The following is a 17920-nucleotide window of genomic DNA, read 5'->3' on the forward strand; positions in this document are numbered from 1 at the left end:
TACGCATGTAGGAAACAAAACAGCAAACAATAAACCGAATTTATCCCGTAGGGATTTAAATATTGGTAGCAATGTAGATTACATATTATTGGTTTGTCCTGTAGGGACAAGATTAGATAGCCGCATTTGTTTTTGTCCATTTGTAATGATGCAATATGACCCCGATGGGGTCTTGATAGAGCGGTTTAATATATTCTACCAATATTTAAATCCCTACGGGATAATCTAAATATTTTGTTTCCTACATGCGGATAAGCAATTAAAACAAAACAAAGCAATAGCATGAAAAACATTTGGGCATATATCTTTTTACTGGTTATTGGTATAACGGCACAGGGAGCATATGCCCAGATGTATAACTATGGTTCGCTCTATATTGATACAGGAGGAAAAATAGGTATCCATGCTGATTTTACGAACACCGGTACCGCTACCCTTACAGACAAAGGCAACATTTATGCCTTAAAGAATGTAAAACAGGACGGTATCACAGGTTATGACGGCGGCACGCTCCGGTTAGTGGGCAGCAATTTGCAGACCATAAGCGGACAGGAAGCCTTTAAGACAACCGGGTTACAGTTCTCAAATACAGCAGGCTTTCACCTGTTGAAGAAAATAAGTGTATCGCAGGATGTTGAATTTACAGATGGCATTGTTCTGGCCGTTGACAGCCTGGAGCCACTCGAATTTAATCCCGACGGAACGGGCGCCACTGCTATATTGCCGGTTACGCCCTCCGATGCCTCCCATGTGAACGGATATGTTTCGCAGACAGGTACGGGAAATTTCGATTATCCGGTAGGCGACGGCACAAGGTATCAGCCTGTAAAAGCCAATATCAGTATGAATCCCGAAGGGCTTATGGCAAGGTACTATCCTGATGACGGAGGAGATGCACCCCGTTTGACCACCGGACTTGAAGCTGTTCCCCTGCTTCATTACAATCAGATGGAATATTGGGATTTACAACCCGTAAACAATGCCGGTGTTACAGCAGTTGTCACCGTATATTACGATGACTATCACAATGCCGGAATCGGTACCGATTATCTTTCTGCTTTAAAGGTGGCACATAAAATCGTTCCCGGATGGCAGAATGAGGGCGGTGTTGTCAATGGTACACAAGCCTCCGGAAGTGTAAGCAGCATAGGCGCACTCTATCCGCAAGGCAAGTTTACCTTAGGCAGCATTACAGAGCAGACTCCCTTGCCCGTCGTTTTGTCCGGTTTCGAAGCATTGGTTGTGAACTGTAATGTAATACTGAAATGGCACAGCGGTTCGGAAACAAACGTTGCAGGTTATTACATTCAGTACAGCACAGATGGCATCAGTTTTGCCGATATAGACAGCACGGATGGACAGGGCGATAACAGCAGTTACAGCTATACACACCAGCCGCAGCAAAAAGGCATGTTGTTATACAGGATAGCCGTTAAAGATAAGAACGGCAACCTTGCCTATACCGATGTTGTGAGCGTAATGGTAAACTGTGGCAGCCGCAGTATAAGCATTTATCCGAATCCTGTTACCTATGGCAGCAATCTGTATGTGGTATTGGATGGTTATGGAGCAGCAGCGGCGGAAATATATGATATGCTCGGCCGCAGGATACTGGACCACTTACCGCTGAATGATGGTAAGAACGTAATTGATGTCAATACCCTTGCTGTTGGCGCCTATCACCTTATTGTCTATTCAAAAGACAGCAGGGAATCCTTTAAGATAGTGGTTGAAAGATAACAGCCGGTTATTAAATTTGTAAGATTCAATTTTATATTATGAGAAAAGCCATTATACTACTGCCGCTGATATTACTCAGTTTGTTAGCCAACGCACAGCGCGTTGTCGACAATAAAGGCACCAGGCAATTGGCAGATACCACCAATGACAGCTGGAAGAACAATGCAGACAGCACACGGGTGGAACTGACCTATAAATCCGACGGCTCTTCAGGCAGGCCCGCAGGAACGGAATTTATAATTAAAGATAACGGTAGAGTAGGTGTTGGAACGACCAATCCTGCTTGGCTATTAGATGTTCAGGGGTCGGGTGCTATTGGTCAGTTTAAGCGTTTTTCAACCGCCAACACCTCTGCTGCAGGTTTATTCTTAGCACGTTCACGCGGTTCAATCGGTTCGGAAGCAGATATTGTTGCGGGAGATTATCTGGGGAAAATACAATTCAGGGGCCGTACGGGAAGTTCTGATGAGGATTACGGTACATTAACATACATAGCAAAAAGCACCACTCCAGAAGATGGCCGTTTCGCTTTTTTTAATGGAGATGCTTTAGGTGGAAACGCAGAACTGATGAGCATTCTTAGTTCCGGCAATATAGGTATAGGCAGGATTAACCCACTTAATAAGCTAGTTATTCGGGGTACACATAATCAACCCACAACAGGTATTTCAGAGCAAACCAATGCTACATTCAGGATAGAGGGAAATTCCTTTCACAATCTGGATTTTGGGACTTTTGCAGATAGTCCGTATGGAGGCTACATCCAATCGCACAATAATGTTTCTGCCATCGGCTTACCATTAGTATTGAACCCAACGGGAGGGAATGTGGGTATAGGCACTGTTTCACCTTCTGCTAAATTGCATGTAGCAGGCCAGATACGTGCAGACAGCACTGTGTCGGCACCTAATTATACGGCCACCGTACAGACGACCGCTACCGGCAACGCTTACACCTGGGATTTGAATCTGGGAGCCAATACCGCATGGACCCTTGCGGGCGGCGCCAATACGCTTACCATTGCCAATGCCAAAGCAGGGATGTTCGGGCTTATCAGAGTGATTAATAACGGTACAAGCACCATAAACCTTCCGTCCGGTTCTAAAGTGATCAATGGCGGTACAGGAGTGGTATCTTTGACACAGACAGCTTCCGCAGTTGATATATTGACTTTCTATTACGATGGTACTAATTATTGGTGGACTTACGGAAATAATTATAACTGATGAAACCATTACAGATTCTTTTTTGTCTTTGCTTTTTCCTTTCAGGGACTTGCTTTGCACAAACCCCCATACAGAAGTTCTGGGCTTTAAACCAGAATAAAACGAAGAAGACAGCATTGGATTCCATAACAGGCGCTTCAATGGCTTACAGCGTACGAAAATTGAGAGGAGGATATACCGGCCCGGCAATGAGAGTACGTAAAGGTACAGGAACGGCCCTGGCCAGAGCAAATGTTAGCTTTAATGCTGCCGGGGTGGTGGATACCAACAGCATCATTACAATAGATTCTGCCGGGACAACCAGTGGTTATACCGTTGGCGCTACCATGTCGTTTAAAACATTTTACGGCACCGCATCTATCTTTGTAGATACCTGGTATGACCAGAGTGGAAATGCAAGGCATGTCAAACAAACTATCGAAAATAGACAACCCCGGATTGTAAATGCAGGAGCCATAGAAGTTGAAAATTCAAGAACAAGTATATGGTTTACCAGTTCCTACCTGCAGGCCACCACAGCGGCAACGGCTGTGTTTGGATCAGGATATATCGGTACTGCGGCAGCAGTTTTAGAAGCATCCAATTCAGGGTATGCCTTTGGTTATTCATCAGGAAATTCAAGGTGGCTGAGCATCATTAATTTTTCAGGGAGCTGTTACCTGGATGTAGGTAATACATATAAAAGAATTTCGGGAGTAAATAATACAGTCGGAAGTTTAAGAAATTATATGATGCTGGCATCTTCCACATCTCCTTATTTACAGATATTAGTAAGTGGAGCAAGTATTGCCAGTACCACTACATTGATTCCGGCATCACTTGCCGGCACTGCCACCACATTTACCATTGGCGGCGATGACATTGGAGGAGGGTACCATGCAGGGCATGAATCGGAGTTAATTATTTTCCCCACTGTGCTGACATCAACAGAAAGAAATATTATTGATAACAGCCAAAGCACTTTTTTTGGCACGCCTTAAAGAATGGCTATCGTTTAATTGCAGCCCGGCACAAGTCTGTAGTTAAGCCTTTGCAGCGCAGGATAATTGTGCCTTTTTTATTGCAATACCATCCTGTTTGCCTAAAATAAATTCAGCTGGGTGCGTGCTTGTAAAGGCTATGCTGTATACCTGAATTGATTTTTTTTAAATTATTATACACTCGTTCCAATGAGATGCAGGTCGCTGTCTTTCAGAATTGCGATTTTATTTAAGGCATCTCAGAGAACGGACTAAAGCTATCCTGTTTTCTTTGTTGCAGCAACCTCAATTAAACGGCTGGCAAAATCCTTAAAAGATTGCTGTGCATCAGGCATCAGTATTTCTGAAATATTTTCATGCTTTCCTCCGGGTATCAACCTCTCTATCGTATTGATATTGCCATAATGAAAAACATAAGCTTCATCAAAGGTTTCAGATACTGCTTCGTCTATATATTGCTCCACTTCAAATATTACTTTGATGGTTGCCGGGCTGATTGTTTCGATGGATTTCACATGGTAAGTCATAGCACAGCCGCCACCGCAGCTTATCACAAAGTCGCCCAAAATGCCTGCAATCGGTTTTTTACCGGATTGGCCTGTTATCTTTTTTGTAGTATCAGGATGGTTTTGCACAGTGTCGGCCTTGTCCGATGTTGAGTCGTTGCAGGCTGCGAACAGGAAAAGCATCGGAAGCAGTATCGCTATATTTGGTTTTCTCACAATCATTGTGTTGTTTTTTACCGGTTTATTTTTTCTTCAGGAATATTGATTACACCACAGCCATCCACCAGCCATATATCTCCTGCACGCTTTACTTTTGTTACCAACAAATCCTCCTTGTTTTCTGATATAGTGAATGTAAAATAATAATCCCTTAAACCGATGGACTGTAATTCGATTTTTTCAGGGCAATCCTGTGCACTGAGTACAGGGTCAAAATCCGGTTCCGGATTTTCCCGGTAAAATTGCTGATAGGCCGATTTGAAACCATCTGTAACATCAGTGCTTGCCAATACCCAATTCATGGTTTCTTTCAGGTTCTTATTTTGATTGCACAATTTAATATATCCGTTCAGAAACTGCATCAGATGTCGTTGGTTTTGTTCCGATGTTAAATCATCTTTATCGTTCATGAAATTTTCCCATTCAGCATCCGAGTTAAAAATCATCCACTCGTTCCATTCCTTTTTTTCTTCAGGATATTCCTTCCGGCTTCCGTCAATCAACAAGGAACCGTCATCCAAAACCACATAAGTGCCCATTGGCTGCATCTGTAGCATTCTTTCTACGCTACCGGGATAAGGGTCGCAGCGGGGGCAGCCCACAACTGTACCGTCATTGAAGTAACCCACCAATCCTCCGTTCGAATAAAACAAATAACGCAATCTGCGTAGCTCCGGGTTTATATGATTGACAAATGGCTTGATGTTTAAAGGCTTAAAGGATTTCATATAAGCCTGTTTGTACTTGACTTCACTATCTCCGCCGGAAGTAATTTCTTTTTCCTCCCATTCGCAATAGAACATAGCACTGCTTTGCAGGCCGGAAGGCCTATCCCATACAATCGCAACTGTATCCGCTGTTTTAGTAAGAAAGAGTCCATAATGATTGTCTTCGTTTTCTCCTTCCATCAGATATTGTAAAGTATCCGTCTGAAGATTTACCGGCACAAAACCGGTTGTATCCGTTACAACCGGTTTTCCTTGCTGCTGTTTCCCATTGCAGGCAGCGAGCAGTAATAGTATTGGAAGCAGTGCCGCTGTACTTCTTATGTTTAAAGCGTTTAAAATCATTGCAAGTGTTTTAATGTCATTTGTATAAGGACTGAAGCAAAGCATTGCTTGTATTTATGGTATTTACAGGAACGTTTCGCACCGTCTGCTTTGAGAGACGCCGCGGTACGGAATCAATTATCCAGTAGCTTTAAGAACCTTCTGTCTCCGGTTCTTTTTACAGTCTCCGTAATCATATCGGGAACGGTTCGGCCATAAATATCAGCCACATCAGTCCTTGCTCCTTTTTGCAGTAGCAGCACTGCAATATCGTACAGATTATACTGTATTGCTTTTAACAGCGGCGTTTGCTTGTCTGCATCGGCATGGTTTACACGGGCACCCCGGCTTATAAGCAAAGCAACAATATCTATGCTGTTTTCACTCAGGATAGCTTCCAGCAAAACCGATTTACCATTATCCTTTTCGATATTTGCATCAGCGCCATTGTCAAGTAAGTATTTGGTAATATTAAAATCCACATTAAAAACCGCTTCCGTAAGCGGTGATACACCACCGAAGCCAATGCTCTTTTGATTAATATCGGCATTATGTGCAACTAAAAATTTTACCTTCTCTATACATTTGCTGCCTGCCGCTTCTATCAATGCAGAACGCCCGTAGGTATTGGCAATATTTACCTGCGCTCCATGGCCCAGCAATTCCTGCATCAGCTTCACAGAACAAGAGTCATTTCCGGCAACAGATGAAAGTGCAGTGCTTCCATTTTTGGAGATAACACGGACATCTGCACCCTTATTAAGCAATACGTTTATAACTTCAGCATAATTCCCGGAAGCCGCAAACATCAGTGCAGTCTCACCTTCCGGATTTGTATAGTGAATGTCCGCACCTTTGGAAATAATATCAAGAATCACATCTGTTGAAATGGAATCACTATAAATTGCATCCAGCAACGTATTCCGCCCTGTGCTTTTCGAAATGCCGTTTACAGACGCTCCATTTGCCAGCAACTTCCGGGCTATGTTATCCCAGTCATAATTAAGTGCCCATTGCAAGGTTGTTGTACCATCATAATCTTTACAGCCTATGTTTGCATTTGCTTTATGTTCCAGCAAAAATCCTGCCATAGCTTCACTTCTGTTGGCACACGCAAGATATAATGCAGTATGCCCGGCGGCATTCCCGTAGTTTAAATCTGCACCATACTTGAGCACGACTTTCGCAACCGGCACTTTATCATAAAATGCCGCTATCATCATCATAGTCCATCTTTGATTCGTATTATCATCGTCATTGATGGCGCGTCCGCCCCGGTAAAATCCTGTCATAGGACTGTTGACATTCAATCCTTCCTCCAGTAATTTCCTGAGGCCCGTTGTGTCTCCGTCACTGATGAGCTGAACAATTTTATCTCTTTGTATTGAGTCAAGTATGACCGCACTATTATTGGCCGGAGCTACTGCGAATGTATCATTAGCAGTTATATATGCAGTTGTAGTGCTATTATTACAGGAAACCATTAAAAGCGTTAGTAAACTAATGCTGAGCAATGCATAAGTATATTGCCGGAAGCGGAATTTTAATATCATAAGATTTAAACACTCAAATATCGTGCCAAATTAGAATAACCTCAATTTATATCAGATAAGCGCTGAATTTCGCCTTTGTTGGCATGGTCACCAACAAAAAACGGATTGGATAATTTCAGTATGATGTGAATGATCTGTGTTAATTAATTAACGTTAAATTCGTCAAAGTCGTGATAACTGTAAACTTTAATTTCAGGGTGATTATTATGAATCTTCTAATTTTATTGAGCGTTACTAATCTCAATTCATTATTATCTGCTGACATTTTTGCTAACTCGTTTACAGGATGCTGCTTGTCATTAAGTTCTATTCTCATGTAATAGGCGTCTGCTATATAAAAAAGCCATTTGTCATTTACTTTTAAGGAAACACCGCAATGTCCTAATGTGTGTCCGAAAAGAGGAATAAGATAAATTTCCGTTTCAATATCTGCTTGTATTTTTCTTGCTTCAAATCCAAACCAATTAAAATCTGTATTTTGATATGTTTTGATAATCGGGTTGTGATTTAGTGGTGTTTTCAAATATCTCGGATTGTCTGACTTGAAATTTTCAAACTCCTCTGCCCCAAGATGAACAGTTGCATTCGGAAAGTCTGGAAGGCCGCCTATATGGTCGTTGTCCAAATGCGATATGATGTAGTCTGTTACTCTTTTTGAGTCAAACCCTAACTTTTCAAGTTGCCTGATTGCGGTTAAATTTTCATCAAACTTATAACCTACCAAATCAATAAGATATTGCCCAATTCTCTCGTTTGGGTTAATGGTATCTTGAAGCCCGATACCTGTATCTATTAATATTAATTGTCCTTTTTCATTAATCAACAAACAGTGCCCGCAAACATTGTCGTTAAATGGCGAAACTATTTTTACACAGTTTAGATGATGTATTGCTGTCATGTATTTTTATTTTGCGTTGTTTAGAAAAACAACCGGAGCTTCAAACCACCCCGATTGCTTTTACATCATCCTTTAAAAACCTATCCCTCCTTATCCTCTGGCCCGTCATCCTCAGCATCCTCATCACTTCCTTTACCCGGCCCGCCTTTACCGTGGTCTATTACGATGCGTGCGCGTGTATACTCACTTTCAAATTCCGTCTTTTTAAATTTCGAGATCAATTTGTCCATATCCTTAAAATTGCTTTTCAGCTCCACTACAGTAGCAGCCACAATTTCGTTGCTCTTTGCCCTGTCCACAATAAAAGCCCTCGGGCCTGCCACCTGACCTTCATAATCTTTAATAGCATTGGCCAAAGCGTCTAATTCCTCTCTTGAAACATAGTCTTGCACATCGTACTCAATGGCTTCCATATTTTTCAGCAATTCCTTAAGCTTGCTTACACTCAGTATTTCCTGTACATGCGTCAATTTCTTTTTGGGAATGTAAAACTGTGCTTTAAGCGTCTCACTGTCAATCGACTTGGCATAAACATACGCGCTTCCTGCCAGGTCTATTCCCATCTCAATAGCACGATTCGCTGCATGGTCTTTGTCCAGTGTCACACCTCCCGAACCGTCTTCCGTGTTTTGTTGTTGCAGCTTTATCAGGTCAAGATATTGCCGCATTAGCCCCACATGTTTCGAGAAACCATTGTGGCTGCTCCACAGATTCTCATACTTGTCAATTACTCTTTGCACTGCCAGTGCCATGTTGATTTGATTACCGTCTGCTGTTCGCATAAGATTTTCGGATTTAATAGTTTAAAAAAATTATTTCATAATAGATATATACCAAAAATCGTGCCAAACTCATCCTCCATCCGAAAAATTATCCGGAAACCCCTCTATTTGGCCCAAAATGAATGATTTATCTAAAATATCTTCTCCAAGAAATCCTTCTCAACCGTAATCTCCGCTCTTTTCAATGCTACTGCATCCTTCCCAATCACCACACACAGTTTATTGAACAGATATCAATACCATGCTTCCAACTGCTTTTACCACGCTTCCAATCTCTTTTACCACGCTTCCAATCTCTTTTACCACGCTTCCGACTGGTTTACCATGCTTCCAACTGGTTTTACCACGCTTCCAATCGACTTTACCACGCTTCCGACTGGTTTTACCACACTTCCGATCGGTTTTACCTTGCTTCCAACCGGTTTTACTATGCTTCCAACTGGTTTTACCTTGCTTCCAACTGGTTTTACCATGCTTCCAACCGGCTTTACCACGCTTCCAACTGGCTTTACCGCGCTTCCAACTGGTTTTACCACGCTCCCAACTGGTTTTACCGCGCTTCCAACTGGTTTTACCGCGCTTCCAACTGGTTTTACCACGCTTCCGACTGGTTTTACCTTGCTTCCAATCGCTTTTACCGCGCTTCCAACTGGTTTTACCTTGCTCCCAATCACTTTTACCATACTTCCAACTGGTTTTACCACGCTTCCGATCGGTTTTACCTTGCTCTCAACTGCTTTCGCGATGCTTCCAATCGTTATCGTCACGCTTTCAAATATTCCTGATTCCGGGCTATTACCACAAGCCTTTAGAACGTTATCCGGTTTCTGTAGTAACCAGAACTATTTTGGATAGCCGCACCCAATGTTAACAAAACGGCCTATCGGCACATTTTTTTTGGTTAATTCAATTATTTGACAGTTATCTATGCTATACATTTTAATATGTGTAGATATAAATCATTATTTTTCAATGTAAAACACCTGAATTTTTTAAATCTGTTCCTTTTTTTGTAAAAAAATTCTTAATGCTCCCGTAACCATTCCTTAACGTTCCCTTTCTTATTTGGAAACATTGGCCCGATACTTTTGTCAAAAAATTGTCACAAAATGAATAAAGTTTTACGAGCGATTTTGGTAGGCACTGCTGTTGCCTCCATGACCTCCGTCAGCACTTTTGCACAAATTACCCTGTTGCAGGATTATCAGAATAACAATTCTGCAACCATTGGTACTTTTCAGGGTATTACCTTTAAAGAGGCTGGTTTCTCTACCTTATTTCCCATTGCCGGCACAAACGGCAAGGAATTCTGGTTATGCTCGGACAGGGGCGTAAACGTGGATTGCGCAAGCGCTAATCCCGCAGCTTGTCATCCCACTTACGACAAGATGTTCCCTTTCCCTGATTATTCTCCCAAAATTCATCGTATCCGTATTCAGGGCGATTCAATCCAAATCATCCGTACCATCACAATGAAACGTCCGGACGGTACAGGTGCAACCGGAAAAATCAACCTTGTTGGCTTTGGAAGTACTGTTGCTGAAGTTGTTTCTACAGACACCGTAACCAATTGTGCTGATTTCAGTACTAAAACATCTCCTAAAGATATCTGGGGTATTGATCCGGAAGGATTGGTAGTAGATAAAGACGGTAACTTCTTTGTAAGTGAAGAGAACGGCCCTACTATCTGGAAGATCAATCAGAATGGTATCGTTACAAAAAGATATTCACCTTATGCAAACCTTCCAGGTGCCCAACCACAGGATGTTGCAATAGATACCGTTTTTAAATACAGAAAAAACAACCGTGGTTTTGAATCAATGGCGCTTGCGCCTAATGGTAAGCTTTACACCATTATCCAAAGCCCTTTATTGTTCCCTAACGCTACAGTTGGTAATGCTACACGCGTTCACCGTATTCTGGAAATAGACCCTGCTACAGGTAACCAACGTATGATGGCTTACCTGAACGACGGTGTAATAGGTACCGGCGCAAACCAGGTAAAAATGAGCGACTGGAAAATCGGTGATATGGCTGCTATCAATGACAGCACCTTTTTGGTGATTGAAGTTGCGGCAAAAGGAACGACCGATATTAAACGTGTTTACAAAATAAACATCAACAACGCTACTACGGTAACTTCAGGTTTATATGGCGGTCTTGCTTTGGAAGCTTTGGTTGACTCTGCAGGTCTTGCATCTAACAGTATTGTTCCGGTAACTAAAACATTAGCTATCGATTTATTGGCAAATGGCTGGCCTGCCGTATTGGATAAAGCAGAAGGTATTGCTATCCTGAACGACAGCACTGTTGCACTTGTAAATGATAATGATTACGGACAGGTTTCTGCAAATGCCGATGGTATTGCAACTGCTACAGGAAAGAAAAGCCACCTTTTCCTTTACCGCTTGCAAGGTGCAAACAAATTAAACAATTTTGTACCTACAAGCCCTACTATTTTACAAGGTATCACTGGTCCTACAAGCAGCCAGGCTCCATATTTAGTACCTACTATTCCTGGTGTTGATTATACAGCCATTCTAACTGCAGGCGATAAAGTGAACGGATATATGATGGCAGGTTTGCCTGATGGATTAGGTGCTTATGATAACAACGACGACAGTACATTTACTTTGTTGATGAACCACGAATTCGGAACTGCTACAACCGGTGCTACACACGCATGGGGTTCAAAAGGCGCTTTCGTTTCAAGATGGAAAATCAGAAAATCTGACCTTGCCGTATTAAGCGGTCAGGACATGACAAACACCGTTAACCTTTGGAATCCGCTTACATCAAGCTATATAGCTTACAATGCTGCTTTCCCTTCTGCAAATGCAGGTTTCGGACGTTTCTGCTCTGCTGATTTGGCTGCAGTTTCTGCTTACTACAATGAAGCTACAGGAAAAGGTACTACAGAACGTATCTTCCTTGACGGAGAAGAAACAGGTAACGAAGGAAGAGTAATGGCGCATATCGCTACAGGCCCTGAAGCCGGTATCGATTACGAATTGCCTTACTTTGGTAAAGCTTCATGGGAAAATCAGGTAGCTAACCCACGTCCGAGCGATAAAACTATCGTTGCTGGTATGGATGATGCTACTCCGGGTCAGGTTTATTTCTATGTAGGTGAAAAACAAACTACAGGTAATACAATTGAGAAAGCAGGTTTGAACGGCGGCCATTTGTACAGTATTGCTGTTGACAATATGTTGCTGGAAGATAATGCTGCGCCTTGTGCTGCAAACACACATTTCTCTACAATTGATTTAGGTCTGGTTCAGAACATGACCGGTACTGCTGTAAACACAGCGAGCAATAATGCAGGTGTTACCAACTTCTTACGCCCTGAAGACGGCGCATGGGATCCAAACAATCCAAATGATTTCTATTTCAATACTACCAATGCTTTCAATGCTAACAGCCGCTTGTGGAAAGTGCATTTCAGTAACCTTGACAGCATTATGGGTGGCGGTACTGTAACAGCAGTATTGGATGGTACGGAAGGTCAGCAAATGCTGGATAACCTTACTATCGACAACTCAGGTCATATCTTGCTGGTAGAAGACGTTGGTGGTAATGCACATTTAGGTAAAATATGGCAGTACACTATTGCAACTGATGCAATGACTCAGATAGGTGTTCACGATTCTACCCGTTTCTTAACCGGTTCTGCTAACTTCCTTACAATAGATGAAGAAGCATCAGGTATCCTGGATGTACAACACATTTTAGGTAGCGGTAAATTCTTAACTGTTTGTCAGGCACACTATACCGTTGCAGGCGATCAGGTAGAAGGTGGTCAGTTATTGGCTTTCAATAATCCTTCATCTGCTTTAAGCAATCCTAACATGCTTGTTCAGGGTAACAACGTTACTATCCAGAACGGAGATGCAACACCTGCAATAACAGATAACACTGATTTCGGTTCTATCAATACTGCAACCTCTGTAAACAAAACATTTGTTATTAAAAATGATGGTCCCGGCCCATTGTTGATTAACGGCATGAATATTACAGGAGCCAATGCAAGTGCATTTACTTTTGTTACAGCGCCTGTTTTCCCGATGACTGTAGCAGCAAATGCCACACAAAACGTGGACGTTAAATTTACAGCAGCAGCAGCAACAACTTACAATGCTTCATTGAAAATTATGAGCAATGACCTTAACAACGGAAGCTATGTTTTCGGAATGAAAGGTACAGGTGTAACGCCTCCTCCTCCTCCAACAGGTGTTGAAGACGTAAAAGGAAATGTTGCTGATATCAAATTGTATCCGAATCCTACAGGTGACGAAGCTACTATTGCAATGTTGTTAAGCGATGCACAACAAGTTGTTGTAAGCGTATTTGACATGAACGGCAGAGAAGTAATGCAACCGGTAATTAAACAATTCAGTGCAGGCGAGCAAAAAATGACTATCAGCACTAAGTCGTTGAACAGTGGTATCTACTTCGTACAGGTAGCATCTGCTAACCAGACTGTAAAAGTGAAATTGGCTGTAAGACATTAATCTTCCGGCAAAAGATAATAGTGCCCATCCCATTGAAATGAAAGTAATTGTCCTATAAGGTTCTTTAACCTTATAGGACTTTACAATAAAATCAGGATGAGCAAAATGTTCTTTTCATAATAGTTATTAAAAACACCGTCATCTCAACCGGAGTAAAATCATGCAGCGACAGCAAATGATTTTACGAAGCGGAGAGATCTCCCAAGGGCTTAGTTTAGCTCATCCTTCAGTATTTATTGGGTGAATAGGAAGGAGTTTTTTTTACCAAGGGCCGAGTTAAACCCATCGTTCAGGAGATATCTCGACTACGCAGTTTTATTACGCTTTCGCTTCATAAAACAGCTTCGCTCGATATGACGAAATAAAACGGCATCGCACGATAGGGCGAGTGAGTGAAGAGAACTCAGATAATAAAATTTAAACAGTACAATTAAACGTCAGAACGGTGAAGAGAAAAATTACAATTATATCCATTATTTTCAGTCTTGCATTTGCATTGTTATCATTCAACAGTATAAATGACAAAACACCTTATGAAGCGGAATACTTCAATAAGCTCAATGACCTGAAGACAGAACAATCCGATCTGCTGCAGCTTATACAGCAAAGCGAATTGACACCGGATGGCATAGCACATATAAAAGGCCGGATTCAGCTATGCCGCAACAAGATGAAAGGTATTGATTTCTGGTTGCGCTATTTAGAACCTGTTTCCTACAAAAGCATCAATGGCCCGCTACCTGTTGAATGGGAAACCGAAGTATTCGAAAAATTTGAAAAACCTTACAGACGTGATGGGGCAGGTCTTACATTAGCCTCGCTTTATCTGGATGAATCAGACATAAACAAAGACACATTACTCCATCTTATACAGACATCTTTGAATGTCATGGATGTTTACAAAGCAGATACCGTTGTAAGCCATTTAAAAACACCCGACCATTTCTTTTTGTGTAACAGGTTATACCTGCTTAACCTTGCTGCCATTTACACCACCGGCTTTGAATGTCCCGATCCTGCGCAGGTAGTACCGGAGTTACGATTGATGATGCATGAAGTGAAAAACATTTACAGCATTTACAACCTAAGCTTTCCTGATAAAGCCTTGCCTGATGAATATCTTGCTCTTTATGAGAAAGCATTAACCTTCGTTGATGCTCAGAACAATGACATGAATAAATTCAATCATTATGACTTTATCCGTGAATTTGTAAACCCCTTGTTTACATTGAACCAGCAATACATTCAGCAATACCATGTCTTCTCCAAAAGCATGGTCGATTACTCCCTGAATAAGAACGTAACCTCTATCTTCAGTAAATCACTTTACAACGGACAGAATGCCAAAGGCATTTTCCTGAGAGTAAAAGATTCTGCTACTCTTGCAGAGATAGACAGGGTAGGGCACCTGTTGTTTTTTGATCCTATTCTTTCGGGTAATAACCGCAGAAGCTGTGCTTCCTGTCATAAGCCCGAACAATATTTTGCCGATACACTTGGCAGCAGCAACCTGCAATTTAATAATACAGAGGCATTGCCCCGTAATACCCCCTCACTGGTCAATGCAGGATATAACCACCTGCTTATGCTGGATGGCAAGCATACAAGCCTTCAGAACCAGGTGCATGATGTAATAACCAATAAAGTTGAAATGGGCAGCGATGAAAACGAGGTATTGCAAAAAGTATTAAGCTGCAAGGAATATAAAAAAGTATTTACAGCGTTATTGAAGCTTACGCCGCAGGAAAAAGAAATCACTATCGAACATATTGCTTCCGCTATCACCTATTATTATTCTAAATTCAGCCAAACCCAGTCTCCGTTTGACAATGCGATGAACAATAAGAGCAGCTTAAGCGCCAGCGAAACAGAAGGATTCAATCTTTTTATGAGCAAAGCGCAATGCGGCACTTGTCATTTTGTACCCATGTTCAATGGTGTAAAGCCGCCTTATGTCGGTTCCGAATTTGAAGTATTGGGGGTACCGGCAGATACTAACTTCAAAAAGTTAAGCCCTGATAATGGCCGTTATGTTGTATTCCAGGCTGATGAAACCAAAAATGCTTTCCGGACCGGAACCATACGTAATGCCGCAATGACAGCGCCTTATATGCATAATGGCGTGTTTAAGAATCTGAATCAGGTCATTGATTTCTATAACAACGGCGGTGGTGCCGGTAAAGGCCTTAACGTGCCGAACCAGACATTGTCAAGCGATTCCTTAAAGCTGACAGTGATGGAGAAAACGAAATTAATAGCATTTATCAAAACATTGAACGAGCCGCTAAGGCCTGAATTACCACCAAAGTCTTTACCGAAATCAAGCAATCCTCTATTGAACAATCGTAAAGTCGGTGGTATTTATTAAAACATTAAAAGCATGAAATTAATCGTTACAATTTTTATTTTATTATCGGGCATTTACAGCCTTCAGGTTTTTGCAACAGATAAGAAAGACAAGACAGCAGAGCTGTATGAATTCCCTGATGCCATGGCGCAGCCTGTCCGTAACCAGTTTATGGTGCTTTGCGAAAAGGGCCGGATTTTATATGATATCAGTTGCGGTAAATGCCATAACACCAAAGTAAATGGCAAGACAATCATACCTGATTTTACTATCGAGCAATTAGGGGCTTATTCCATTCGCGTCGCCAATCAGAAACATGAAATGAATGTTTCCGAAGAAAACGTTTCTGCCGAAGAATTGGCGCTGATAACAACTTATCTGACCTATAAGAAGAAGAATCATTAGAACTTACTTATACTATTCCCTTTTACACTAACCCAATATTTCATAGCAAGATATCTATTCTTCTTTCCGGCATCTCCTTATCATCCTTCTTGTGTGATTTTGGACTATTTTGAATTAAGTAATAGTATTACACCATAATAAAAGGGCGCAATAATTGCGCCCTTTACGTTTGTAGAATTATTGCGCTCAACTTCTTTGTAATAAAATTGTTTATAATGCTGTGTTTGCTCAATCCTCATTATTTGTTTTATGAAATATCTGTTCTTATCTATAGCTTCCACGGTATTATTAGCATCCTGTTCGGGTAATAAATCCTCCGGCCAGGACAGCAGTGTAAAAACATCGACAGGCGTAACTGATTTACCAAAGCCTTATGACACCAAGTCTTCCGTCAACTTTTCAAAAGTACTCGGATGGCCGGAAGGTCTGACGCCCAAAGCTCCGGCAGGATTTACCGTTACTCCCTTCGCATCCGGACTTAATAGTCCCCGATGGATTTATGTTGCGCCCAACGGCGACATATTTATATCGGAAGCGCGTACACAGAGAAAAGGCGTAAAGAAAGTAGTTGCAAAGGTTATTGGCCAGGCTTCTTCTTTAAATGAAAATGACCAGCCAAGCGGCAATGATATTGTTTTGTTGCGTGATACCAATAATGACGGGGTTGCGGATTTTTCCGCTGTTTTCCTGAGTAACCTTAATCAGCCCTTCGGAATGTTGGTAATCGGCAATTCCTTTTATGTTGCCAATACCGACGGCTTGTGGGTTTATCCTTACAAAGCCGGCATTACTAAAATGACGGAGGCAGGCAAGAAGATAGTTTCATTACCCGCAGGTGGCTATAACAATCACTGGACACGGAATATTATCACCAATAAGGACCAGTCAAAAATTTACATTACAGTTGGCTCGGGCAGCAATGTTGCCGAACACGGTATTGCTAATGAAGTAAGGCGCGCCAATATACTGGAAGTAAATCCTGACGGTTCAGGTGAAGTTGTTTATGCTTCCGGTTTGCGTAATCCTGTAGGCCTGGCCTGGGCAACAGGTACACAGACATTATGGACGGCAGTAAATGAAAGAGATGAATTGGGCGATAATCTCGTTCCTGATTATCTGACAAGCGTGAAAAGGGACGGATTCTATGGCTGGCCTTATTCTTACTGGGGGCAGCACCCAGATCCGAGGATGAAAGGCGCAGGTCAGGAATTTGTCCGGAAAGCTATTGTGCCGGATGTGGACCTCGGCTCGCATACTGCTTCTCTCGGGCTTGCGTTTGATACGAAAATGCTTTTGCCGAAACCTTTTACAGGTGGCGCTTTTATCGGGCAGCATGGCTCCTGGAACAGATCCGAATTAGTTGGCTATAAAGTAGTTTTTGTTCCCTTCGCTAATGGTAAGCCAACAGGTAAACCTCTGGATTTTCTTACAGGATTCAGAAAAGATGCGAGTAAGGATGAGGTTTACGGAAGGCCCGTAGGTGTTGCGATTACACCAAAAGGTTTCATGCTTGTAGCAGATGATGCAGGGAATACTATCTGGTGTGTACGCGCTGTTAAGACTAAATAACAGATATTCAATTTTCAAACTATCCCGTCATCTCGACCGAAGTGCTTTTATACAGCGATAGCGGAATAAAAACACGTAGTGGAGAGATCTCCCAAGGGCTGAGTTAACTCAACGCCTGGGAGATCTCTCCAC

At 42.0% G+C, this 17920-nt stretch carries 13 protein-coding genes; 8 read left to right on the forward strand and 5 right to left on the reverse strand.

Annotated elements, in window-relative coordinates; genetic code table 11:
• The first annotated feature begins 282 nt into the window (after positions 1 to 282).
• From F0919_RS08855 to F0919_RS08865, 3 genes are read left to right on the forward strand one after another with little or no spacing between them, the layout of a single operon-like run.
• Positions 283 to 1740, forward strand: coding sequence for a T9SS type A sorting domain-containing protein (locus tag F0919_RS08855; protein ID WP_150032392.1), 1458 nt, complete (start codon positions 283 to 285; stop codon positions 1738 to 1740).
• A 38-nt stretch (positions 1741 to 1778) separates the two neighbouring features.
• On the forward strand, positions 1779 to 2966 hold the full coding sequence (locus tag F0919_RS08860) for a hypothetical protein (RefSeq protein ID WP_150032393.1): 1188 nt from the start codon (positions 1779 to 1781) through the stop codon (positions 2964 to 2966).
• Complete coding sequence (locus tag F0919_RS08865; RefSeq protein WP_150032394.1) at positions 2966 to 3946, forward strand: hypothetical protein; 981 nt, start codon at positions 2966 to 2968, stop codon at positions 3944 to 3946. Before F0919_RS08860 ends, F0919_RS08865 begins: the two co-directional genes overlap by 1 nt.
• 257 nt (positions 3947 to 4203) lie before the next feature.
• On the opposite strand, the gene F0919_RS08870 is transcribed toward F0919_RS08865, so the two are convergent.
• From F0919_RS08870 to F0919_RS08890, 5 genes are all read right to left on the reverse strand, one after another.
• Positions 4204 to 4674: a hypothetical protein gene (locus F0919_RS08870; protein ID WP_150032395.1), complete on the reverse strand. Its 471-nt coding sequence runs from the start codon at positions 4672 to 4674 to the stop codon at positions 4204 to 4206.
• Positions 4675 to 4685: 11 nt separating this feature from the next.
• Positions 4686 to 5786: a hypothetical protein gene (locus tag F0919_RS08875; protein ID WP_150032396.1), complete on the reverse strand. Its 1101-nt coding sequence runs from the start codon at positions 5784 to 5786 to the stop codon at positions 4686 to 4688.
• Between the two features lie 68 nt (positions 5787 to 5854).
• On the reverse strand, positions 5855 to 7273 hold the full coding sequence (locus F0919_RS08880) for an ankyrin repeat domain-containing protein (protein ID WP_150032397.1): 1419 nt from the start codon (positions 7271 to 7273) through the stop codon (positions 5855 to 5857).
• Positions 7274 to 7412: 139 nt separating this feature from the next.
• Positions 7413 to 8171 carry an MBL fold metallo-hydrolase gene (locus tag F0919_RS08885; RefSeq protein ID WP_216629404.1) on the reverse strand — a complete coding sequence of 253 codons (759 nt, stop codon included), beginning with the start codon at positions 8169 to 8171 and terminating at the stop codon, positions 7413 to 7415.
• Positions 8172 to 8251: 80 nt separating this feature from the next.
• Positions 8252 to 8953, reverse strand: a complete 702-nt coding sequence (locus F0919_RS08890) for a hypothetical protein (protein ID WP_150032398.1) — start codon at positions 8951 to 8953, stop codon at positions 8252 to 8254.
• Between the two features lie 122 nt (positions 8954 to 9075).
• Between F0919_RS08890 and F0919_RS18600 the strand changes: the two genes are divergently transcribed.
• From F0919_RS18600 to F0919_RS08915, 5 genes are all read left to right on the forward strand, one after another.
• Complete coding sequence (locus F0919_RS18600; protein WP_235903480.1) at positions 9076 to 9738, forward strand: hypothetical protein; 663 nt, start codon at positions 9076 to 9078, stop codon at positions 9736 to 9738.
• Between the two features lie 324 nt (positions 9739 to 10062).
• Complete coding sequence (locus F0919_RS08900) at positions 10063 to 13467, forward strand: esterase-like activity of phytase family protein (protein WP_150032399.1); 3405 nt, start codon at positions 10063 to 10065, stop codon at positions 13465 to 13467.
• A 445-nt stretch (positions 13468 to 13912) separates the two neighbouring features.
• On the forward strand, positions 13913 to 15835 hold the full coding sequence (locus F0919_RS08905; protein WP_150032400.1) for a cytochrome-c peroxidase: 1923 nt from the start codon (positions 13913 to 13915) through the stop codon (positions 15833 to 15835).
• A gap of 12 nt (positions 15836 to 15847) precedes the next feature.
• Complete coding sequence (locus tag F0919_RS08910) at positions 15848 to 16219, forward strand: hypothetical protein (RefSeq protein WP_216629405.1); 372 nt, start codon at positions 15848 to 15850, stop codon at positions 16217 to 16219.
• 249 nt (positions 16220 to 16468) lie between these two features.
• Positions 16469 to 17788, forward strand: coding sequence for a PQQ-dependent sugar dehydrogenase (locus tag F0919_RS08915; RefSeq protein ID WP_150032401.1), 1320 nt, complete (start codon positions 16469 to 16471; stop codon positions 17786 to 17788).
• Positions 17789 to 17920: the final 132 nt, after the last annotated feature.

This window comes from Taibaiella lutea, assembly GCF_008629695.1.
In the GTDB taxonomy this organism is placed as follows: Bacteria; Bacteroidota; Bacteroidia; order Chitinophagales; family Chitinophagaceae; genus Taibaiella; species Taibaiella lutea.